The organism is Apilactobacillus quenuiae (assembly GCF_002994005.1).
GTDB classification, from domain to species: Bacteria; Bacillota; Bacilli; order Lactobacillales; family Lactobacillaceae; genus Apilactobacillus; species Apilactobacillus quenuiae.
Genome location: NZ_POSN01000001.1, coordinates 194,578 through 217,055 on the forward strand (window position 1 = coordinate 194,578; position 22,478 = coordinate 217,055).

The window sequence follows — 22,478 nt, forward strand, 5'->3', positions numbered from 1 at the left end:
TTTTAATACCATTCATTATATTTTTTCATTGCATTAAATAATTGATTAGTCATAAAATCATATCCTAATGAGTTAGGATGAAAATGATCTTTTGAAGATAAATATTCATTTAATTCTTTTTTATTGTCATATAAGCTATCTAAAGACAAAGGATTAAAAGAATCATCACTAGATTTGAGTAATCTATTTTTTTGGTTATTAGTCCTGTATTGTCCATATGATAATGAATTAATATTAACAAAATGGATTAGCTTATGATTATAACTTATATTATAAATAATATTATTATATTTATTAACATACTCTTCAATTATATGCACCTTAGGAAAGTATACATAAAATGGATTATATATGCTAAAAATATAAATAGGTATTTCGTTATTTATATTACGAATGTTCTTAATTAAACCATCAAGATTATTTTTATAATTTTCAATGTCAGCACTCATAATTTTATCAAATCTATTTTTATCATTAACTAATGCGTTTTTTTGTAGTGCTTGTAATAAATCATTACCACCAGCAGTTAAAATAACCGCATTAGAATGTTTAATATGGTTGGACAAATCTTTTGTATTATTAGTAACTCTTTGATCAATTTGATCAGTTCGTTGTCCAGCAATGCCATAATTATAAACATTTAAATTAACATCTTTAAATTTCACAAACTTATCTCTGATTCTATTAACATATCCGTCATTATTATTGTTGTCACCAACACCTTGTGTTAAAGAATCCCCAATTGCTGTAAAAGTAAGGACTTGTTTAGAATTATAATTTTTAGATGAATTATAATGTTTATATGCATATAAACCGGATATTAACAAAATGAATAAAATAAGGAGTAGCAAAATATATTTTAATATTCTTTTCGTTTTAATCACTCCAAATAAAATTTATATTATTCACTATAATACATTAAAGCAAATGCCCCTAAACCACCATAAGTTGCTATGATAGGTACAGTTTCACGCATTACTATTTTGACATTTGGACAAATAGATTCTACTTCAGCTTTGATTTTATTAGTGAAATCAGTTGAACCAACATATGAAATACCAATATTTTTTATATTTTTGTTTTTAAGAGTTTCCTTCATTTCAGGATAAACATATTGAATAAAATATTTATGAATTGATTTCAAGCCACGACCTTTAGAATCAACTGTTATATCGCCATTAATTAATTTAACTACTACTTTAATATTTAATAAATTAGATATTGTTCCTGCCCATGGTTTTAGACGACCGCCCTTAACAATATTGTCTAAGTTTAAAATGCCCATATAAAGTTTCGTATTTTTACGAACATCATAAACTGCTTGAATAATTTCTTCCATATTTTTTCCTTGTTTTGACATTTCAGCTGCTTTTAATACTTGAAAAGCTAATGAACGATCAGTAGTTAAGCTGTCAATAACTTTAACATTAGATTTTGATAAATTAGCTGCTTCACAAGCGGTTTTATAAGTTCCACTAATTTTACTATCTAAATTTATTGATAAAACATCACTACCATCAGCACCTAATTTATCAAATTTTTCAATGAATTTTCCTAAAGGTGGCTGACTGGTCTTTGGCAGCCCCTTAGAAGTTTGCATTTTTTCATAAAATTCTTCATTAGTTATAGTTTCACGTTCTGTGTAAACAGTATCATCAATCATAACTGATAAAGGCACGATACTAATATCATAATTAGTAATTTCTTCATCGGTTAATCCTGCTGTTGAATCAGTAACAATTTTAATCTTTGACATTACTATCACCTTCACTGAAAGTTAGATTATTTTCTTTCAAATACATCAAATTTATGTGGATATATATTTTTACTATCTACTTTCCCTAATTTTTCTTTAATTAAATTAAACTTATCATAATTTATTTCAGGCATTTTTGTATCACCATCAAATTCATGATCAATCAAAGTACGGTATAGTCTATCAACATATGGAAGCAGTAGTTTAAATATTTGGGAACCACCAACCACAAATATTTCTTTATCTTTATTATCATTAGCAAATTTCAAAAAGTCATTTACATCATGAACAACCATTACTTCATCTGGGAAATTATTATCTGCTTGATGTGTTAGGACAACATTTAAACGATTAGGCAATGGTCTACCAAAGCTTTTGTAAGTCTTGGCACCTGCTAATATTATATTATTGGTAGTCGTTTGCTTAAAATAATGCATATCTGCTGGCAATCTCCAAGGTAAATTACCATTTACACCAATAATATGGCCTTTTGATTCAGCCCATAAATAAGAAATCATATTATCATCTCCATTTTAAACTGCAACTGGTGCTTTAATTGGATCATGATGCTTATAATCGATAACTTTAATATCATTAATATCATAATCAAAAATGCTCTTTTTATCAGGATTCAACCACAATTTAGGTGCTTGATAAGGTTCTCTGGATAGTTGTGTTTCAATTTGTTCAATGTGATTAGAATAGATATGTGCATCGCCCAAAGTATGAATAAAATCACCTGGTTTTAATCCACATTCCTTAGCAATTAAAGATGTCAATAGTGCATAACTAGCAATATTAAATGGTACTCCTAAAAAGACATCACCTGAGCGTTGATATAATTGGCAGCTTAATTTACCATCATTGACGTAAAATTGAAACATTGTATGACATGGTGGCAATGCCATTGAAGGAATATCTTCTGGATTCCAAGCAGAAACAATTAGTCTTCTAGAATTAGGATTCGTTTTGATTTGTTTAATAACATTTTTAATTTGGTCAATAGTACCACCTGTAGATTTCTTCCAATGACGCCATTGACTTCCGTAAACTAGTCCTAAGTCACCATATTTATCAGCAAATTGGTCATCCTCTAAAATTTTTTGACAAAATTTCTTTTTTTCTGCTAAATAAACTTTTTTAAATTCCTCATCTTCATTTGCACGTAAACCAAAATTAGTCATGTCAGGGCCATCATAATCTTTTGACTCAACAAAAGATTTAAATGCCCATTCATCCCAAATATGATTCTTATGCTGTAATAAATATTTAATATTAGTTTGTCCATGTAAGAACCAAAGCAGTTCACTTTTAATTAATCCAAAAGGAACTTTTTTGGTTGTAAGCAATGGAAAACCTTGGCTTAAGTCAAAACGCATTTGATAACCAAATGTACTAATCGTTCCAGTACCCGTGCGATCTCCTTTTTTATGCCCATTTTTTAAAATGTATTTTGCTAAATTCAAATAAGTATCTTCAAGCATTCTATAAACTCCTATTCTGCAAATTGACTTAAATATTCCCAACGTTGCATTTTTTGATTAGATTGTTTGTTTAATTTATCAACTTGTGATTGTAAATCAGCCAACTTATCATAGTCATCACCATAGTTTTGCATTTCTGATTGAAGAGATGAACTTTTAGAATCCAATTTATCAATTTCATCTTCTAACCCATCAAACTCAATCTGTTCAGCATAAGTTAGCTTTGTTTTCTTATTTGCATTACTTTTCTTTAACTTATTATCTTCATTAGATTTTTTATTATTTTTATCATTAGTTTTATTGCTAGTATCATTTTTCAAACTAGCTAAATAATCAGTAAATAATCCAACATGTTGTTCAATTTTACCGTTACCATCAAAGATTAATAGCTTATTAGAAACCTTATCTAAGAAGTAACGATCATGGGAAACTGTAATAACTGTTCCAGCAAAGCCTTTAATATAATCTTCAAGAACTGTTAATGTCGATATATCCAGGTCATTAGTAGGTTCATCTAGTAACAATACATTAGGTTGTTGCATTAATAATTTTAATAAATATAAACGGCGCTTTTCCCCACCTGACAATTTACGAATCAATGTTCCATGCATAAACTTAGGAAATAAAAATTGTTCTAATAAATCAGTAACACTAATTTTATTTCCAGTATTATCAGTAACATTTTCTCCAACATCCGTTAAATATTTAATCACTCTTTTATCATCAGGAATAGGTTCGGTTTGTTGAGTATAATATGCCATTTTAACAGTTTCACCAATTTCAACAACCCCACTATCTGGCTGAATTTTACCAGCAATAACATTTAATAATGATGATTTTCCAGCTCCGTTTTCTCCACTAATACCAATTCTTTCATTAGGTTGTACTAACAGACTAAAATCATTTAATATTTTTTTATTATCTAAAGTCAAATTAGTATCTTTCAATTCAATAACCTTTTTACCCAAGCGTTGTTGACCAAGGGTAATGTCAACATCTTCATCTGTTTGTAGGTTTCCAACATTATTTTTTAAATCATTAAAACGATTAATACGAGCTTGTTGCTTAGTAGAACGAGCTTTAGCTCCCTTTTTCATCCAAGCTAACTCTTGCTTGTATAATCGTTGCTTTTTATGTTCAGCATTAACTTCAAAATCAACGCGCTCAGCTTTTTGTTGTACATATTTTTCGTAATTACCTTCATACTCATATAGTTTTCCAAAAGATAATTCCCAAATATTATTAGCAATATTATCTAGAAAGTAACGATCATGAGTTACAAAGAGTAATGATCCTTTATATTTAGCTAATAAATCTTGTAGCCAATCGATAGAATCAAAATCCAAATGATTAGTAGGCTCATCTAAAATTAACAAATCTGGAGATTGTATCAATACTTGCGCTAATCCTACACGTCGTTTTTGACCACCTGATAGTGTTGATACTTTTTGATTCATATCATTAATTTTAAGTTGCGTTAAAATAGTTTTAACGTCACTTTCAGCATTCCAAGCATCTTCTTCGTTCATTTTTTCTTCAGCAGACAAATATTGATGCTCTGCTTTTTCATCTTCTGGATGTTTCGAATAAACATCTAAAGTATGTTCATAATGTCTAATTGTATTAAAAATATCTTGACTACCAGCAAAGACAGCATCAAGAACTGTCAATGATTCATCCAACACTGGCTCTTGCTTCAAATAACCAATTGTATATGTCTTGGAAGTAATAATATTACCAGTGGAATCATGGTCAAACCCAGAAATAACATTTAATAAAGAAGTTTTACCACTACCATTAGTCCCAATTAATCCAATTCGATCGTGCTCTTTAATAATGAAATTTAAATCTTTAAAAAGTGTTTTCTCACCATACGTTTTAGTTAAGTTTTCCGCTCTTAAAGTTTGCACAAAATCACTCTTTCAAATATTGTTTTGTAAAATTAATTATATCATCAGTATCATTATCTATATTGCCAATAATAACTTGTTTTTCAATCTCATCTAGTACTTTGCCAAGCATTGGTCCAGGCTTTATAATTCCATTTTTAATTAAAATCCCACCATTAATTGATAATTGTTTTTTATTTTTTATTGGTAAACAATTATATTTATCTTTCAACAATTCATTGTCGATTGAGAATCCATAAAAAGATGCAATGTAATTTGCTTCAATTAAAAGATGTTTGCCGGTTTGATACATTAGGAATTCACTCATCTCATCATTTTTAATAGAATTTAATGCACGACAACAAATTTGAGTACTTTTTATAATATCATTAGAAGCTTTCCAAGCTTTCAATAAATTACTGATTTGTTCTTTACCAAAATTAAATTCAAAACAAATTAAGCTCCATACTTCTACTTCATTATTTAAGTTAAGATTTTTCAAATGTGAAATGTCAGATAATTGTTTTCTGTAATTATCAAAAAAAGGAACATGCAAATACATATCAGTGCTTAACATGTCATCAATTCCCTGTTTGGGTCTTAATCCTTTCATCATCTTAATAAATTCTACATAAATTCTTTCAATAGCGATTTTTTCTAATAGTGAACTATGTCTTTTGATAGCATTAAAAGTGTCGCTTTCAATATTAAAATCCAATTTACTAGCAAATCTCACTGCACGCATCATTCTTAATGCATCTTCATTAAATCTTTCATTAGGATCACCAACAGCTCGAATGATTTTTCTTTCTATATCTTTAATTCCACCAAATAAATCAGTAACTTCACCATTTTCGCGCATTGCTAAAGCATTAATCGTAAAATCACGTCGTTTTAAGTCTTCTTTTAAAGAACGAACAAATGTTACCTTATCTGGTCTACGATAATCTTGGTAACCGGATTCTGTTCTAAAAGTTGTAATTTCATATCCTTTTTTATTATCAAGAACCATCACTGTTCCATGTTCAATTCCAGTATCAACAGTTCTTTTAAATAATCTTTTTATTTCTTCAGGATAGGCACTAGAAGCAATATCCACATCATGAATATTTTCGCCTATTAGTGTATCTCTAACACTTCCCCCCACAAAGTAAGCTTCATATCCAGCCTCTTCAATTGTCTGCATAACAGGGCGAGCTTTTTCAAATTCATCAGGTAAATTTTTAATCTTTATCATTGTTTATACCCCTATCTTTACTATATAAATATTAACAGATAAATAGTATTATTTACAAAGTTTTATATTTTTATGTTATTATGTTAGTTAAAGTAACTTTTGACATTTTAGAGGTGCAAAAATGACTACAAATAATTATCCTTATCAAAAAAGCTTTGAAAAATACTTAAACATTAACGGACTGGCTAAGGTCACAATTAAAGAATATACAAGCACTTTAATTGATATGTTTGAATATTTATCCAATTTTAATATTGGTTACCAAAAGAACCACCATGTTAATCAATTGTTTGATCGTGATATCCAACAATACATGAACATGTTAGTTGAAAAAAGACAGATTAATAATTCCACATATAACAAAATATTGTCACATATAAATATTTATTTTAAATATTTATTTAGTCATGATTTTTCGGAAAAATTGCCTACTTTAACATTAAAAGGTAGAGATCGTAACAAGAAATCTAAAATCAACATCAAATGGATCGCAGATATGCCAAAAATTTTAAACAATCCAAATATTCATCCATATACTAAAATGACATTATTATTAATAAGCAAAGGTTTTAAGTCTTCGGAATTTTTACAAAGCAATTTTTATAAAATCTTCTTAAAAATCAAATTCAATAATTATGAATCGAAATTTGTCGAACAATTTAATGACTTTATTAAACCTATTCAAAATAAACAATCTTCAAAAGATATATTTTTAAAGCAGCGGCTTTCCAATGATCCTCATTTAACTTTACCTGGACTGCATAAATATCTAAAACCAAGTGAAGAATATCTATCATTTAGTCTAAGCCCAACTGATCTATTTCAAGGTTATATTTTAAATTATGTAGTAAAAAATCCAGGAGAAAATGAATTTGAGCTTTCAAATCATCTTAATCTGGATTTAGCATCAGTTCTTTATTATAAAAAATTATCAACAAAAACAATAGAAGACTAATAGTCGCGATAATCTTCTAACATTAATGCAGCTTCATCATCGGACGGTACAGCTTGAACATATATTTCAAGCAATGATATAGCATTGTTAATATCTCCACTTTCTCTAAAGAATAAAGATGCAGACTTTAAGAAAGTTGTATTATCCATAAAGTATGGTTTCGCAGCCAAATAATATTTATGAGCTTCATTAATATCATCAATTGCAGCATAAGATTTAGCTAAATTCCAATAAAATTGAGGATCCATCTCATGATCATCTAAATATGAAGATAATAAGTTAATGTTGTCTTCATATTTTTCTTCAGAAACAAATAAGTTAGATAACTCAAGAACAATTTCAATATCATCAGGATTAATTTTATTACCTTGCACTAAATAGTTCTCAGCAAGTTCTTTATTATCCACCTTGGTTGCCGTACGGGCACTTAACAAATACAATTTTTCATTATATTGATCAACGCTAAGTCCTTCTTGATATACTAATAAAGCATCTTCTTCCTTATTCTGTTTTTCTAATGCTTGTCCTAAATAAGGATATAAAGTTGCATATTGAGGATCACTTTCACGAAGTTCTTGAAATAAATCAATTGATTTATCATAGTCTTTTAGCTGTAAATAAGTAAAAGCAGTTTCAAATTTAACATCAGAAGTCATATCAATTGTTTTAATTTGCTTTAAATAACCAATTGCATGTTCAAACTTACTATCATTAGCATAAGAAATTCCAACTCTTTCAACTAGATTAACTGAAGAAATATTGGTTACCCCTTCTTTAATTAGTCCTAAATACAATGGAATTGCTTTGTTATACTCACCCATAGTAAATAAAAGTTCAGCTAAAGCAAACGTTATAACATTTTCATGAGGCGCTAATTCTTTAGCTTTCAGTAGCTTTTCTCTACTTACGTCTAACAAACCTTGTGTTTGATATAAATCTGCTTGAGTCACTAAAGATTGTAAATAAGCATCAGAATCAGCAGAAATAATGCTTAATTGGGATAATGCTTCATCTGTTTTGCCTTCACTAATTAAAATATCTGAAATATCAACTCTTAAACTATCTTCATCAGGAAACTTTTTTAGCAATTTTTGATATATTTTTTTAGCCTGTTCACTAAATCCATATGAATATAATTCTTCAGCTAGTGAATAAAGCATATCATCACTATCATGATGATATGCTAAATTATATTGTTTATTAAAATCATCAATTTTACCAGATTCTAAAAATTCTAATGCTTTTTCAGAATAACTCATATAAAATTCCTCCCATAATAAAATTTGGAGATAATATAAAAAAGAGTCAGTTCGACATCATTAGCCGAACTGGCTCTTTTTATCAATAAAGTCAACTGTTTTATTTAACAGCATCCTTTAAAGCTTTACCTGGCTTGAATGCAGGTACTTTACTTGCAGGAATTTGAATTTCTGCACCAGTTTGAGGGTTACGACCCTTACGAGCGGCACGTTCACGTACTTCGAAATTACCAAAACCGATTAGTTGTACCTTTTCGCCTTTAGCCATGTTGTCTTGGATTGAACCAAAAACAGCATCTACAGCAGCAGTTGCATCCTTCTTAGTTAAACCAGTTTTTTCAGCAACATTACTTACTAATTCTGCCTTGTTAGCCATGTGTTTTCACCTCCCAATAGTTCGGAAAACAATCAATGCTTTTCGACATATGTAATAACAACATTTTTGGTGTCATTACATTTATTCAAGATATCACATAAAGCCCTACAATTCAATCATTTAATGGCTATTTTAATAAAAAGTCTGCAAAACTACTTACGTTTTCTAGTAATAAGTTTAATTGGAGTTCCAGAAAAATCAAAATGCGTCCTAATTTGATTATCCAAATATCTTTCATAAGAAAAGTGCATAAGTTCTTCATCATTTACGAAAATTACAATTGTAGGTGGCGCAGTTCTGATCTGAGTAGCATAATAGATTCTAAGCTTTCTACCTTTAATACTAGGAGTTGGCGTCATCGCAATGGCATCCATAATCACATCATTTAAATTGGAAGATGAAATTCGCTTAGAATGATTTTCATTAACCTTTTTAATTAAAACTGGCAACTTGGTTAATCTTTGCTTAGTTAGTGCTGAAACAAAGATTGTCGGTGCATATGATAGATATTGAAATTGAGTTCTAATTCCAGCTTCAAATTCACGTTGAGTTGAACTTGTTTTTTTAAGGGTATCCCATTTATTTACAACAATGATTACCCCTTTGCCACCTTCATGGGCATAACCAGCAATCCGTTTATCTTGTTCACGTATACCTTCTTCAGCATTAATCACAATTAGTGCAACATCACTATTATCAATCGATCGCATAGCACGCATTACAGAATAACGTTCAGTATTTTCATATACTTTTCCACGTTTTCTTAAACCAGCAGTATCAACCATCGTATATTCTTGACCATCTTGAATAAATTTCGTATTAATTGCATCTCTAGTTGTACCAGCAACATCAGAAACAATTACTCTCTTTTCACCCAGAATAGCATTTACTAATGATGATTTACCAACATTAGGACGTCCAATCAAGCTAAACTTAATACTATCATCATCATTATTATCTGTTTGTTCAGAAAAGTTTTTAATAACTTCATCTAATAAATCACCCAGTCCTAACCCATGTGCTCCAGAGATTGGATATGGATCACCAAAACCTAATGAATAAAAGTCATATATATCAGCACGAGCTTCAAAATTATCTACTTTATTAACTGCTAATACAACAGGTTTATTAGTTCTGTATAAGATTCTAGCAACGTTATCATCAGCATTTGTGATGCCTTCTTTACCATTAACCATAAATATAATAACATCTGCTTCATCAATAGCAATTTCAGCTTGAGCTGTAATTTGTTTAACGAACGGTTGATTATTAATTTCAATTCCACCAGTATCAATCATACTAAATTCATGACCCAACCATTCTCCATGAGAATAAATTCTGTCTCTTGTAACACCTGGAGTATCCTCAACAATAGATATTCTTTCTCCAGCAATTCTATTAAAAATTGTAGACTTACCTACATTAGGACGTCCAACAATTGCAACAACGGGTAATCCCATCTAAAAGTCACCCTTTCTATTAATAATAAAAAAATATCCTTCAACAAAAAGAAGGATATTTTTAAAGATTATAAACTATTATTGATTATCTTTGTCTAATCCTTTACCTACAATGTCACCTAAAGTAAATCCGTTTTCTTCTTCAGGAGCATCTTCAGTAGAATTATCAGAAACCTTAGCATTTTCCTTTGAAGAATCATCACCATTTTCAGGCTCTGGTTCAAGTGCTCTCATTGATAAAGCTAAACGATGATTTTCAGGTTGAACATCAAGTACTTTAGCTTTAACAGTTTGACCAACTTTTAATACATCAGCAGGTGTATTAACATGTTCATGAGAAATTTGTGAAATGTGAATTAATCCTTCAACACCAGGAATTACTTCAGCAAAAGCACCAAAGTCAACTAAACGTTTGATGGTAACTTCAACAATGCTACCTTGTGGGGCTTTTTCTTCAATTTCATCCCATGGTTGAGGCATAGTTTGCTTAATTGATAATGAAATACGACCCTTATCCTTATCTAAAGCAATAACCTTAACTTTAACTTCTTGACCATTCTTTAATACATCAGAAGGCTTATTAACACGTTCATATGAAATTTCTGAAACGTGAACTAATCCGTCAACTCCGCCTAAATCAACAAATGCACCAAAATTAGTCATACGTGCAACCTTGCCTTCAACAACGTCACCAACACTTAATTTACTCATAACTTCTTCAAGAGCTTTTTCTTGTTTTTGTTCCATTACATCACTATGTGATAGAACTAAGCGGTTCTTTTCAGGAATGATTTCAACAATCTTGCATTCAAATTGTTGACCATCATATTGATTTAAGTTTCTTACAAAATGATTAGTAATCATTGAAGCAGGAATAAATCCACGAACACCAGCATCAACAACTAATCCACCACGAACTGCATTTTTAACAGTTACATTGATAGTTTCATCATTCTTAGATTTTTCTTGTAATTCATCCCAAATTTTACGTTCTTGTAAGCGACGAACAGAAAGTAGAAAACTTCCACCTTCTTTATCATCACCAATTCTTGAAAGAACAACAAATTTGCCCTTATCGCCCACTTTGTATTGTGAGTCTTCATCATTGTTAGAACTTGATGAAATTTCGTGACGAGGAACAACACCTTCGACACCAGCATTATCAATTCCAATGATTAATTGATGATCGTTATCAATGGCTAAAACTTCACCACTAACTACATCATTAATATTGACTTGGTCCACACTATCCAAGGCTTCTAATAAATCTTTATTTGTTTTTTCATCTGATTCACTCATCTGATAATTCCTCCTTGAGACAACTATAACTAATATTCTAGACTAACTTTTAAAGAAAATCTAGTTATATGACTAAGTTATCCGTTATTTTTAATAATTTTAGATATTTCACGAACTACGTCATTTATCGACATTGAAGTAGTATCGATTTCAATAGCATCATCAGCTTTAACTAATGGTGAAATTTCACGATGTGAATCTTTATAATCACGATCTTCAATTTCATTTTTTAGCTGATCTAATGGAACATGAATATTCTTTTCTTTGTTGTCTTTAAAACGACGTTCAGCTCTTTCTTGAACACTAGCAATTAAAAATATTTTTACTTCAGCATCTGGTAAAACAGTAGTACCGATATCTCTACCGTCCATTACAATCCCACCATCACTAGCAATTTGCTGCTGTCGCTTAACTAAATCAGATCTAACACCACTTAAACTAGCTATTTCAGAAACTGAATTAGTTACATTTTCTTGACGAATATCGTCAGTAACTTCTTTTCCATCTAAAAACACTTTTTGCTGTTCTGCATTAGGTTCAAATGAAATATCAGTATCTTTCAACATTTTTACTATTTTTACTTCATCACTTAAATCATAACCTAATTCCATGGCTTTAAGTGTGATAGAACGATACATTGCACCAGTATCACAATAAATATATGAAAAGTTGTTAGCAACTAATTTAGCCACTGTACTTTTACCAGCAGACGCTGGACCATCAATTGCCACTTGTAATTTTTTTAAACTCATTTAACATACCCCAGTCAGTTTTATCTTACTCTGATTTTTTGATTAATTGAAACATTATCACTAGTTAATCCATTTAGTCGTTTTAATTGATCAACAGTAAGACCACTATTTTTTGCAATTCTGTATAAATCATTTTCACCATTTTGACCAACAATAGCATAATCTCTATTATTACTGTTATCAGATGATGAATTACTTACAGAACTACTACTCGATGCATTAGAATCTTTGCTTGCAGATGAACTTTCGCTAGAAGACTTTGAAGAACTATTAGCATTTTTTTTAGAATCTTCGTTATCATCATTCTTAGTGGTATAAGAACTACTTTGATTAGTATTATCAGAGCTTGAAGTAGATTTTTTAGTAGTTTTATTCTTTTTAGCAGAGTCTTTTTTCCTATTAAATTTTATCATACTTGAAGATGAACTTGAAGATTGATTCTGACCATTGTCACTAGGATTGCTCATCATTCCAAAAACAAGTGTAAATAGCCCTATAACTATGATGATAGTAATCAATATAATAGCTATTACTTTATGGCCGCGACTTTTTTTTCTTAATTCCATTCTTGATAAATCATTAGATTCATCTTTATTGTTATTATTCAAAATAACAACCCTCCTAATCTATTGTTAATAAAGATTATTATACATTATTTAATGTAATTTGTTGAAAAGAGAATTAATTATAGAATGCCAATCATAATTATCCTTATAAATTATTTTATCATTATTTGATCTAATTAAATTAGATGCCTGCAAATTTAGCTTAGTATGATTACCATCGCAACAATACTCATTATGATCATCAAAAGCTTCATCAAAATGTGTTAAAAGTTTTTTGCGACGACAATGATTGTTCAAAACATACGATAACATTTCTGCTAAACTATCTTTTTGCTCTAGTCGTCTAGCTTGAAAAATATTAGTAACATCATCTTTCGAGTAACCATTATCGTAATAATATTTTAGTAATTTAGTTTGTTCATCATTATTATCCAATTTGTTATAGTTTTGATAATAAAAAGAAATCATATCATCATCTGGAATATTATCCATTAATAAATTATACTGAAGAATTTCATCATTTTTTTGATAAAGAATAATAGAAATACTCTCGTCCATATCTCGTCCTGCGCGTCCCATTTCTTGAACATATGATTCAATATTGGAAGGCATATGATAGTGAATAACATATCTAATATTATTTTTATCAATTCCCATACCAAAAGCACTAGTAGCACATATAACATCTATTTGATTATCCATAAATTGATGCTGAATGCGATAACGATTTTCATTATTTAAATCTGAATGGTAAGCTTCAACTCTCAAATGAGCTTCTTTTCTTAAAAAGATTGTAACCATATTGGCCATTTTTTTACTAGAAAAATAAATAATTCCTGGACTACGTAATTTATTAACTAATGATAGTAATTTATTATTTTTATCATTAGAATCATCACAATATTCAACAGATAACATTATGTTAGAACGATTAGTAGACTTAACTATATTTTTAACATTATGCAATCCCAATTTATCAACAATTTCATAACGCACTTTTTTGGATGCAGTGGCAGTTAACATTAATACTTTAGGGTTATTTAAGTAATTAATTATCCTATGTAAGTTAAGGTATTCAGGTCTAAAATCAGTTCCCCATTGAACAATACAATGAGCTTCATCAATGACAAAAAGTCCAATATCAAGTTTTTTAAAAGATTCTAAAATATCAGATTGAGATATCATTTCAGGAGAAATATATATATAACTATATTTACTTAAATTCTTTAAAATTCTTTTTTTCTCTATAAAATTCAAATTAGAAGTTATGGCAACTGTATTTTTTGATCCTAAATATCTCATACGATCAACTTGATCTTGCATTAATGAAATCAATGGCGAAATAATAACAACTGGCTTTTTTATCATTAAACCAAACAACTGATATATAAGTGTTTTACCAGTACCAGTTGGTAACATGCCAAAAGTATTTTTTCCCTGATTCAAAGCAGCTAATACTTCGGATTGACCTGGACGAAAATCGTCAAATCCAAACCACTTTTTTAAATTCTGACGTAAATAATCCATAACTATTTACTCCTCATTATTTGATATAATCGAAATTTAAAAAAATCTATATTAGAATCATTTAATTTACTAAATTTCCATAAATCAATTGGCTGCTGCAAATATGTTTTATTTAAATAAGATATATTTGCAGTAGATAAAAGCTTGTTATATGGAAATTCTGTTGCACTTAAAAAAATTGCATTTTCTAATAAATGTTCCTTAATTGTAGATTCCTTAAGGTTGTATTTTTTGGCAATACTAGAAATTTTAAGTCCACTATTAAGTTCATTGAATGTTCTTTTGGCACTTTCATTAATTTTATTTTTCACTATATTCTTCAGTAAAATTTTCAAAAAGGAACTATTATTTTTAATAAAACGGATAAGCAAAATCCATAAATCTATATTAATAAAATATATTTCCAATTGGGAATAATTATATTGTTTTGATAATTGTTCATAAGTTAAGCCATAATTATCATGTCCAATCATTAAATTAGCAAAGATACTAGCCCTTTCTTTATCTAAAGTAGCTAAAAAAGAATTAATAATATTATAGATTTTATCAACAAAATTATCATTTTTATGTTTGTGAAAAAAAGCTTTGATTAAGTTAGTATCATAAAAGTCTGCTTGAACAGGATAATAGCTACTATTATTATAACTATATTCTGAAGCAACTTGTATAAGTAATAAAAATCTTGATTTAAACTCTTCAATATCATAATCAAAACCATAAGATAATTCTTTAGGTAAATAAAAGGATTCAATTAATGAATCCTTTTTTGTTTTACCCTTATTGGTTAATTTATATTGATATTTATCATATGGAAAAACATAACCATATTTGATTAATTCATTTATTATTTTATCTTCATTTTTAATGGAATCAAAATGTTTCATAATTCCTGAATAATCTAACATATGATAACGACTACCCCAAAATAAAGTTGAAACGGTTTTTTTACCATCTAATAAATTTTTAATTAATTTTAGTCTTCTGGGTTGTTTATTAGATAACATTAAAAGTAAAAGCTTCTTATTCATTAATTAATCTCTTTTCTTATAAGTAGACCAAACTTTACTACGACTTAAGATTATCACAAATACAATCCCGATAAAAATGCCCTTAATGATATTAAATGGAATTACGACATATAGAATGGAATCTGCAAGGCTAAAATTAAAATGAAATCCAGCAAGATTGATATATAGCGGAGTTATAACAAAATAATTTGCTAAGCTCATGATTAAAGTTAAAGATATAGTTTCAAATAAAACCATCAAAATATACTTAAGTTTATTAGAGAATATTTTATCGATAACTGCCATTGAAAGGACAATGGTTAAACTAGCAAGCAATAGTGAAGAAACACCAATCAAATTAATTATTGAAGGCCCCGTAAAAATAAAATATAAAAATGCCCTCATAAAAGCAACAACAATTCCACTACTAGTCGATAACAAAATTGTTGCTAGTAAAATTGGAATATCACCAAAATCTAATTTCATATAAGGTGCGATAGGAATAATTGATACTGAGATGTAGGATAATAAATAAGCTAACCCACTTAATATTGAAATTTGAACAATTCTTTGTAGACTAATTTTTTTTGCATTAAACATAAAAATTCCTCCAAATGAGGATTATCTTCAAAAAAAGGCCTCTGCTAAATAAATAACAGGGACTTTTCCACACTAAAAAATAGATCTTCTTTATACCAGACTTTACTGTCGGCTTTGGAATTTAACCAAATCAACCATCATAAAATGGGTAGCGGGCTGTACCGCCGGTCGGGAATCTAACCCTGCCCTGAAGATAAACCATATAATATTATTTATACTAATGTACCAAAATATTAAGCAAAAAACAATAATTAAGATTTCTTATCGGTAATTTCATAAAGTTTTTCAACTTCCATTTTCTTTAATGACCTAAATTCACCTGATTGTAAACCTCTTAAATTCAAAAATGCATATGATTCACGTTTTAACTTTTTAACTGGGTGATTAATTGCTTTAAACATATTTTTAACTTCATGGTTTTTGCCTTCATGAATTGTTAATTGAACAACTGCAGTTTTCTTTTTAGGATCAGTTTCCAAGACATTAGTTTTGGCTGGACTTGTTTTTTTACCGTGAATTTTAATTCCTAATCGCAACTGTTTTAGTTCATCATTTGTTGGAATCCCATCAATTTTAGCTACATAAGTTTTTTCTACTTCATATTTTGGATGAGTAAGACGATTGTCTAAATCACCATCGTTCGTTAATAATAACAATCCAGAAGTATCATAGTCCAATCTACCAACTGGATAAATTCTTTCTGGAATATCTGCAAAAAAATCTACAACTGTTTTTCTGTTTTTTTCATCAGATACTGATGAAATAATTCTCCTAGGTTTGTAAAAAAGAAAATAAACTTTCTTTTCTTTACCACCAATGGGTACCCCATCAACTTCAATCGAATCAGAAACTTTAACCTTAGTTCCCAGCTCAGTTACAACTTTACTATTAACTGTAACTCTTCCTGAAGCAATAATTTCTTCTGACTTTCTTCTAGAAGCAACTCCAGCTTTTGCCATTACTTTCTGTAATCTTTCAGCCATTATTTTTCCTCCCTAGTAAGTAAATTTTTATCGATTTTTGGTAATTCATCTAAGCTAGATATTCCAAACAGTTTGAAAAAGTTACCAGTAACTTCATAAAGCTTAGGGTTACCAGGTACTTTTTTGTGTCCATTTACTTTAATTATTTCTTGCTTTATCAATTTTTGAATTGTTTTATTACTATTGACGCCTCTTATATCATCAATCTCGACTCTAGTAATTGGTTGATTGTAAGCAATAATAGTTAAAACTTCTAAAGAAGTTTGAGTTAGTGAAAATTCTCCATCATCCACTATGTAATCTTTTATAATTGAATCTAATTCATCTTTAGTAGCAAAAGTATATTTATCATCATATTTTATTATTGTAAAAGGACTATCAGAATCATCAACTAATCTATCATTTAGTTTATCAATATTAATTAAAAGTTCTGCTTCACTTATATTTAATAATTTCGACATATTTGATAGTGAAATACCATCATCACCAGCAATATAAATTAAGCCACTAATTTTCGCTAAATTACTTACCAATCAATATACACTCCAATCTATTTTTTACGAATATATATTTTATTATCAATTTGTTCAACAACAATAAAATGTTCCTTCATTAACTCCAAAATTGACAAAAAAGTGGTTATAATTTTTTCTAAGTTATCATTTTCATTGAATAAAGAATTAAATTCGATAACATCTTTATTTTCTATTTTTGTAATAATCCAATTAGATTGTTCTTTTACAGTGTAATGCCATTCATTAATTTCATGAACGTAAGGTTTATGATAATGATGATTTTTTTTAATGATTGCATCAAAAGCATCCTTGATTAAGTCAACATTCATTATTTTATCGCCATTAAAGTCTAATATTTCACTAACTGTTGGTAATCTAGCTGGAATACTATGATGCATACTACTTCGTTTTTTAAACTTTTTTAATACTTTTGAAGCTTCTTTATATTGTTGATAAACAATCAACTGATTAACAAGTTCGTTTCTGGGATCTTCATAATCATCATTTTCATCAGCTAAATCATCTTTTTTAGGTAATAATAATTTAGACTTAATTACCATTAAATTTGAAGCCATAACAAAATATTCACCAATTACATTAACATTTAATTCTTTCATTTTATTTAAATATTCAACATATTGATTAGTTATTTTTTCAATTTCAATATCATATATGTCCATCTGAGATTGTTTAATTAAATGCAACAATAATTCTAATGGCCCATCAAAATCATTTATATGAATATTCATAGCATTATTGCTTGGTTCCATTGCGTTTCTCCCAAATCTCACAAATTTTAGTTGTATCCATGGTTCCAATTATTCGTTTGTTCATATATAAGTCTGATAACTGATTTAACATAACACAACAATTGTTCATGTTCCAAGAATCAGGAGTTAGTATAATTCTACGAACAACTAATAATGAATTGTTAGATTCAATTGATAACATTCCAGCCCAGTTATTATTTTCATTCTTCCATAAATAGATCACTCGATTGTCTGAATTCTTATACCAATCTAATTCAGACTTCAGAAGTTCATTATTCATATCAGGTATTAAGGAAAGCATATCCATAACTATTTTTTCATATTCACTACGATATTTTAATAACATTATAAAACTCCTCTTTAATAAAAAATTATGCTCTTGGATGATACTTATTAAACGACTTGTTTAAATGTTCATGCGAAATATGTGTATATATTTGAGTAGTAGAAATATCAGAATGCCCCAACAATTCTTGAACAATTCTTAAATCAGCACCATTTTCTAAAATATGAGTCGCAAAAGAATGTCTCAAGGTATGTGGCGTTACATCTTTTTTAATACCTGCCAAAGATACATACCGTTTTATTTTTTGCCAAATACTTTGCCGACTTAAGCCACTACCATGAGCATTTAAGAATAAATAGTCACTACGACGATTTTTTAATAGCTTAGAACGACTATTACTTATATAAAAATTAATCCATTTAATTGCTTGAGTTCCTATCGGAATAATTCTCTCTTTATCACCCTTACCTAGGGTTTGAATAATTCCCATTTCTAAATGTAAGTTATCCATTTTCAGATGAACCATTTCGCTTACACGTAAACCAGTCGCATACATAACTTCAAATATAGCCCGATCACGAATTCCATACTTATCATTAGTATTAGGAACACTCAACAATTTATCTACTTCTTTTATAGTTAAAACCGACGGAAAATGTTGAGCTTGCTTAGGAGTATCTATCTTAACCATAGGATCATTTTTAATATAATGAAATCTCAATAAGTACTTAAAAAACTTTCTCATTGTTGAAATAAAACGGATGATGGAATTCCTAGCTTTACCATGTTCTTTCATACTTTTCATATAATCTAATATAATAAGCGAATTAACATCATTAAGGTTGTTTATACTTTTGTTAGAAAGATAATTGGCAAATTCTTCCAAATCTTGATGGTAACTTTTAATCGTATTTCCAGATAAGCCACGCTCAATTAATAAGAAATGTAAATAATCCTTAATTATCTCATCCATAATTAATCACCTATTCTTCAATGTTAAATTCAATACCCTTTTCAGTTAGCTTAAGTTCCCCATTGTTTTTTTCAACTAAACGCTTCTTTAGTAAATTTCCAATAGCACGTTTAAATTGCCCTTTACTTATACCAAAATACTTTTTAATATCATCTGGTTTGCTTTTGTCAGTATACGGTAATTTATAATCATCAGAATGTTTTAAAACTGCAAATAACATTTTAGCATCACCATCAATGGCCTCATAGCCACGTGGCTTCATCGACAAATTCAAAGTTCCATCACGTAATATCCCAATTACTCTCACATTAACATGCTTACCAAGATTAGGTTCAATATCGCGTTCACTAGGATGGATAAAACCTAAATGATAGTCGTCAGTAATAACTCTAGTCCCCGCCAATTTAAGACGATAAGTAGTAGCTTTTAAATTATGATTCATTAAATTTTTACTGCCTGGAGTAGAAATATCTTTAAACACTTCTTCATCAGCTAATTCTCCCCATATACGACCTTTTTTATCTATTTTCAAAGAAATCATAAGATAGTCCCCATACTTAGGCCATAATTTAGTCAGCTCAGGTAAATCATCAATTGATACAGCAATATCTTTATTAGGCAAACCAATATCAACAAATACACCTAGGCCATATTTACTTTGTACAACTTGCCCAAAAGCAAAATGATCAACTTGAACCTTAGGTACATCTCTTGTAATTTGCATTTTATGGTCCTCATTTTCATAGGAAAAACCACTAAACTTACTTCCAATATGCAATGGTTTAACAATTTCTGATTTATCTAATAAAAATGTTACCCCTTCAATTTGAACAAAATAACTTTTATCATTTTCATCAGTAACTTTTCCAGAAACTATTCTACCTAATATATTGTTCATTAATATACCTCATTTCGATTATTTATATTATAATTTTACACTAATTTCCATAATATTTCGATAGCAAAAAAGGATACGCAAAATGCGTACCCTTTTTATCAAATAATTATTATTTAATTATTATAATGAATTAGCAGCACCACTGTAAACGATACCACGACGAGCATCAACAGTGATTGTTTGTCCATCAGAAATTTCTTCAGTTGCGCCAGTTGCACTAACGATAACTGGAATACCTAATGAAATACCAACTACCGCTGCATGTGATGTCATTCCACCATTTTCAACGATAATTGCGCTAGCTTTCTTCATTGCTGGTAAGAAGTCTTTGTTAGTGTTCTTAGCCACTAACACGCCACCGTCTACAGCTTTGCTGTTTGCGTCGGCAGCGTTACTTGCTAAAAAAGCCTTACCAATAACAGTCTTATCACCGATTCCTTGTCCTTGTGATAATTCTGAGCCGATTAATTTAACACGCATAACGTTAGTAGTACCTTTTTCGCCAACTGGAACACCAGCAACGATCAATACTAAGTCACCTTCATTAGATAAGCCTGATTCAACAGCCTTTTTAGCAGCAAAATCAAACATACCATCTGTAGTTTCTGGCTTGTCAACAACAATTGGTTGAACACCCCAGTTAACCATTAGACCACGACGTACACGATCATCAAAAGTTAATGCTAAAATATCAGCATTTGGATGATATTTAGAAATCATACGAGCTGAGTAACCAGTAGTAGTAGTAGTAACAATTGTCTTAATGTCTAAGTCTTTAGCCATTTGAGCAACTTGTTTACCAAAAGCTTCAGTTACATCACCATTTTTGAATTCAGGACGTGCGTCACCATATTCAGCATAATGGTTTTCAGCTTTAATATCTAATTTGTTCATCATTCCAACAGCTTTAGCTGGGTAAGCACCATTAGCACTTTCACCTGAAAGCATAGTAGCATCAGTACCACTTAATACAGCATATTCAACATCTGAAGCTTCAGCACGTGTAGGACGTGGATTTTCAATCATTGAATCTAGCATTTGAGTAGCAGTGATAACTGGTTTACCCATTTCATTACATCTGTGAATCATATGTTTTTGAACGATTGGAACATTTTCAGCAGGAATTTCAACAGCCATGTCTCCACGAGCAATCATTAAACCGTCAGAAACCTTCATGATTTCTTCAAAGTTATCAATTCCTTCTTGTGATTCAATCTTAGGGAAAATTTGAACATCTTCCATATGTTCTTCTTCAAGTAATTTACGAATATCTAAGATATCTTGAGGTTTTCTTACGAATGAAGCGGCAATGTAGTTAATGTTCATCTTTGATAAACCAAAGCGAATATCACTTGAATCTTTTTCAGTGATACCTGGTAAATTAATTGATACTCCTGGAGCATCAACAGTTTTACGTGAACCTAAAGTTGCGTTGTTTTGAGCAGTAACAATTAATTCCTTGTTATCAGCATCTTTGTCTTCAACAACAGCATCTAAAATACCATCATCAAATAAAACATGTCCGCCAACTTTAACATCATCAAATAGGCCTGGGTAAGTAACAGCAATTTTGTCCTTAGTACCTTCTAGGCTACTGTCCATTGAAATTCTGAATTGGTCATCAGTGTGAAAATCAATCTTACCATCTTTTTGCTTAGAGGTACGGATTTCAGCACCTTTAGTATCAAGCATGATACCCATTGATTTACCTGTTTTCTTTTCAGCTTCATGAACCTTGTCTAAACGACCTAAATGTTCTTCATGATCACCATGTGAAAAATTAAATCTGAAAACATTAGCTCCTGAGTTAATTAAACTAGCAATAGTTTCAACATCATTACTAGCAGGTCCTAATGTACTTACGATTTTTGTTTTTTTCATAAGTA

General features: G+C 29.5%; 23 protein-coding genes and 1 riboswitch. Of the genes, 1 reads left to right on the forward strand and 22 read right to left on the reverse strand.

The window, feature by feature from the left end; genetic code table 11:
- Positions 1 to 2 precede the first annotated feature (2 nt).
- From C7N44_RS01045 to C7N44_RS01070, 6 genes are read right to left on the reverse strand one after another with little or no spacing between them, the layout of a single operon-like run.
- Positions 3 to 851, reverse strand: coding sequence for a GDSL-type esterase/lipase family protein (locus C7N44_RS01045; protein ID WP_157945004.1), 849 nt, complete (start codon positions 849 to 851; stop codon positions 3 to 5).
- A 50-nt stretch (positions 852 to 901) separates the two neighbouring features.
- A complete protein-coding gene (locus C7N44_RS01050; protein WP_105956069.1) occupies positions 902 to 1,756 on the reverse strand; it encodes a DegV family protein in 855 nt (284 codons plus the stop codon).
- A 26-nt stretch (positions 1,757 to 1,782) separates the two neighbouring features.
- Positions 1,783 to 2,274, reverse strand: a complete 492-nt coding sequence (locus C7N44_RS01055; RefSeq protein ID WP_105956070.1) for a dihydrofolate reductase — start codon at positions 2,272 to 2,274, stop codon at positions 1,783 to 1,785.
- A 15-nt stretch (positions 2,275 to 2,289) separates the two neighbouring features.
- Positions 2,290 to 3,240, reverse strand: coding sequence for a thymidylate synthase (locus C7N44_RS01060; RefSeq protein WP_105956071.1), 951 nt, complete (start codon positions 3,238 to 3,240; stop codon positions 2,290 to 2,292).
- An 11-nt stretch (positions 3,241 to 3,251) separates the two neighbouring features.
- The gene (locus C7N44_RS01065; RefSeq protein WP_105956072.1) at positions 3,252 to 5,150 is read right to left on the reverse strand and encodes an ABC-F family ATP-binding cassette domain-containing protein; all 1,899 of its coding nucleotides are present in this window, start codon (positions 5,148 to 5,150) and stop codon (positions 3,252 to 3,254) included.
- Positions 5,151 to 5,154: 4 nt separating this feature from the next.
- A complete protein-coding gene (locus C7N44_RS01070) occupies positions 5,155 to 6,363 on the reverse strand; it encodes a CCA tRNA nucleotidyltransferase (RefSeq protein WP_105956296.1) in 1,209 nt (402 codons plus the stop codon).
- Between the two features lie 124 nt (positions 6,364 to 6,487).
- Here C7N44_RS01070 and C7N44_RS01075 point away from each other — a divergent pair, with 124 nt between their 5' ends.
- A complete protein-coding gene (locus C7N44_RS01075) occupies positions 6,488 to 7,321 on the forward strand; it encodes a phage integrase N-terminal SAM-like domain-containing protein (RefSeq protein WP_105956073.1) in 834 nt (277 codons plus the stop codon).
- Here C7N44_RS01075 and C7N44_RS01080 read toward each other — a convergent pair.
- The 16 genes from C7N44_RS01080 to pyk all read right to left on the reverse strand — a co-directional run bounded on the left by C7N44_RS01080 (position 7,318) and on the right by pyk (position 22,473).
- A complete protein-coding gene (locus tag C7N44_RS01080; protein ID WP_105956074.1) occupies positions 7,318 to 8,580 on the reverse strand; it encodes a tetratricopeptide repeat protein in 1,263 nt (420 codons plus the stop codon). The genes C7N44_RS01075 and C7N44_RS01080 overlap by 4 nt on opposite strands.
- 100 nt (positions 8,581 to 8,680) lie before the next feature.
- Positions 8,681 to 8,956 carry an HU family DNA-binding protein gene (locus C7N44_RS01085; protein WP_105956075.1) on the reverse strand — a complete coding sequence of 92 codons (276 nt, stop codon included), beginning with the start codon at positions 8,954 to 8,956 and terminating at the stop codon, positions 8,681 to 8,683.
- A 152-nt stretch (positions 8,957 to 9,108) separates the two neighbouring features.
- A complete protein-coding gene (der, locus tag C7N44_RS01090; RefSeq protein ID WP_105956076.1) occupies positions 9,109 to 10,416 on the reverse strand; it encodes a ribosome biogenesis GTPase Der in 1,308 nt (435 codons plus the stop codon).
- A 78-nt stretch (positions 10,417 to 10,494) separates the two neighbouring features.
- Positions 10,495 to 11,715, reverse strand: a complete 1,221-nt coding sequence (gene rpsA / locus C7N44_RS01095) for a 30S ribosomal protein S1 (protein ID WP_105956077.1) — start codon at positions 11,713 to 11,715, stop codon at positions 10,495 to 10,497.
- A gap of 77 nt (positions 11,716 to 11,792) precedes the next feature.
- On the reverse strand, positions 11,793 to 12,467 hold the full coding sequence (gene cmk, locus C7N44_RS01100) for a (d)CMP kinase (RefSeq protein WP_105956078.1): 675 nt from the start codon (positions 12,465 to 12,467) through the stop codon (positions 11,793 to 11,795).
- Between the two features lie 20 nt (positions 12,468 to 12,487).
- Positions 12,488 to 13,075, reverse strand: coding sequence for a LysM peptidoglycan-binding domain-containing protein (locus C7N44_RS01105; protein WP_105956079.1), 588 nt, complete (start codon positions 13,073 to 13,075; stop codon positions 12,488 to 12,490).
- Between the two features lie 48 nt (positions 13,076 to 13,123).
- The gene (locus C7N44_RS01110; protein ID WP_105956080.1) at positions 13,124 to 14,560 is read right to left on the reverse strand and encodes a RecQ family ATP-dependent DNA helicase; all 1,437 of its coding nucleotides are present in this window, start codon (positions 14,558 to 14,560) and stop codon (positions 13,124 to 13,126) included.
- Between the two features lie 2 nt (positions 14,561 to 14,562).
- Complete coding sequence (locus C7N44_RS01115) at positions 14,563 to 15,588, reverse strand: helix-turn-helix domain-containing protein (RefSeq protein ID WP_105956081.1); 1,026 nt, start codon at positions 15,586 to 15,588, stop codon at positions 14,563 to 14,565.
- A gap of 3 nt (positions 15,589 to 15,591) precedes the next feature.
- Positions 15,592 to 16,167: an ECF transporter S component gene (locus C7N44_RS01120; RefSeq protein WP_105956082.1), complete on the reverse strand. Its 576-nt coding sequence runs from the start codon at positions 16,165 to 16,167 to the stop codon at positions 15,592 to 15,594.
- Positions 16,168 to 16,246: 79 nt separating this feature from the next.
- Positions 16,247 to 16,366: riboswitch (FMN riboswitch) on the reverse strand.
- Between the two features lie 52 nt (positions 16,367 to 16,418).
- The gene (locus C7N44_RS01125) at positions 16,419 to 17,150 is read right to left on the reverse strand and encodes a pseudouridine synthase (protein ID WP_105956083.1); all 732 of its coding nucleotides are present in this window, start codon (positions 17,148 to 17,150) and stop codon (positions 16,419 to 16,421) included.
- On the reverse strand, positions 17,150 to 17,683 hold the full coding sequence (scpB, locus tag C7N44_RS01130) for an SMC-Scp complex subunit ScpB (RefSeq protein ID WP_105956084.1): 534 nt from the start codon (positions 17,681 to 17,683) through the stop codon (positions 17,150 to 17,152). The genes C7N44_RS01125 and scpB overlap by 1 nt, the downstream gene beginning before the upstream one ends.
- A 17-nt stretch (positions 17,684 to 17,700) precedes the next feature.
- Positions 17,701 to 18,435, reverse strand: a complete 735-nt coding sequence (locus tag C7N44_RS01135) for a segregation and condensation protein A (RefSeq protein WP_105956085.1) — start codon at positions 18,433 to 18,435, stop codon at positions 17,701 to 17,703.
- Positions 18,419 to 18,781: a hypothetical protein gene (locus C7N44_RS01140; protein ID WP_105956086.1), complete on the reverse strand. Its 363-nt coding sequence runs from the start codon at positions 18,779 to 18,781 to the stop codon at positions 18,419 to 18,421. Before C7N44_RS01140 ends, C7N44_RS01135 begins: the two co-directional genes overlap by 17 nt.
- Before the next feature lie 25 nt (positions 18,782 to 18,806).
- Positions 18,807 to 19,694, reverse strand: coding sequence for a site-specific tyrosine recombinase XerD (gene xerD / locus C7N44_RS01145; protein WP_105956087.1), 888 nt, complete (start codon positions 19,692 to 19,694; stop codon positions 18,807 to 18,809).
- Positions 19,695 to 19,704: 10 nt separating this feature from the next.
- A complete protein-coding gene (locus C7N44_RS01150) occupies positions 19,705 to 20,592 on the reverse strand; it encodes a CvfB family protein (protein WP_105956088.1) in 888 nt (295 codons plus the stop codon).
- A 120-nt stretch (positions 20,593 to 20,712) separates the two neighbouring features.
- Entirely contained in the window at positions 20,713 to 22,473 is a 1,761-nt protein-coding gene (gene pyk / locus C7N44_RS01155) for a pyruvate kinase (protein ID WP_105956089.1), read from the reverse strand.
- Positions 22,474 to 22,478 lie beyond the last annotated feature (5 nt).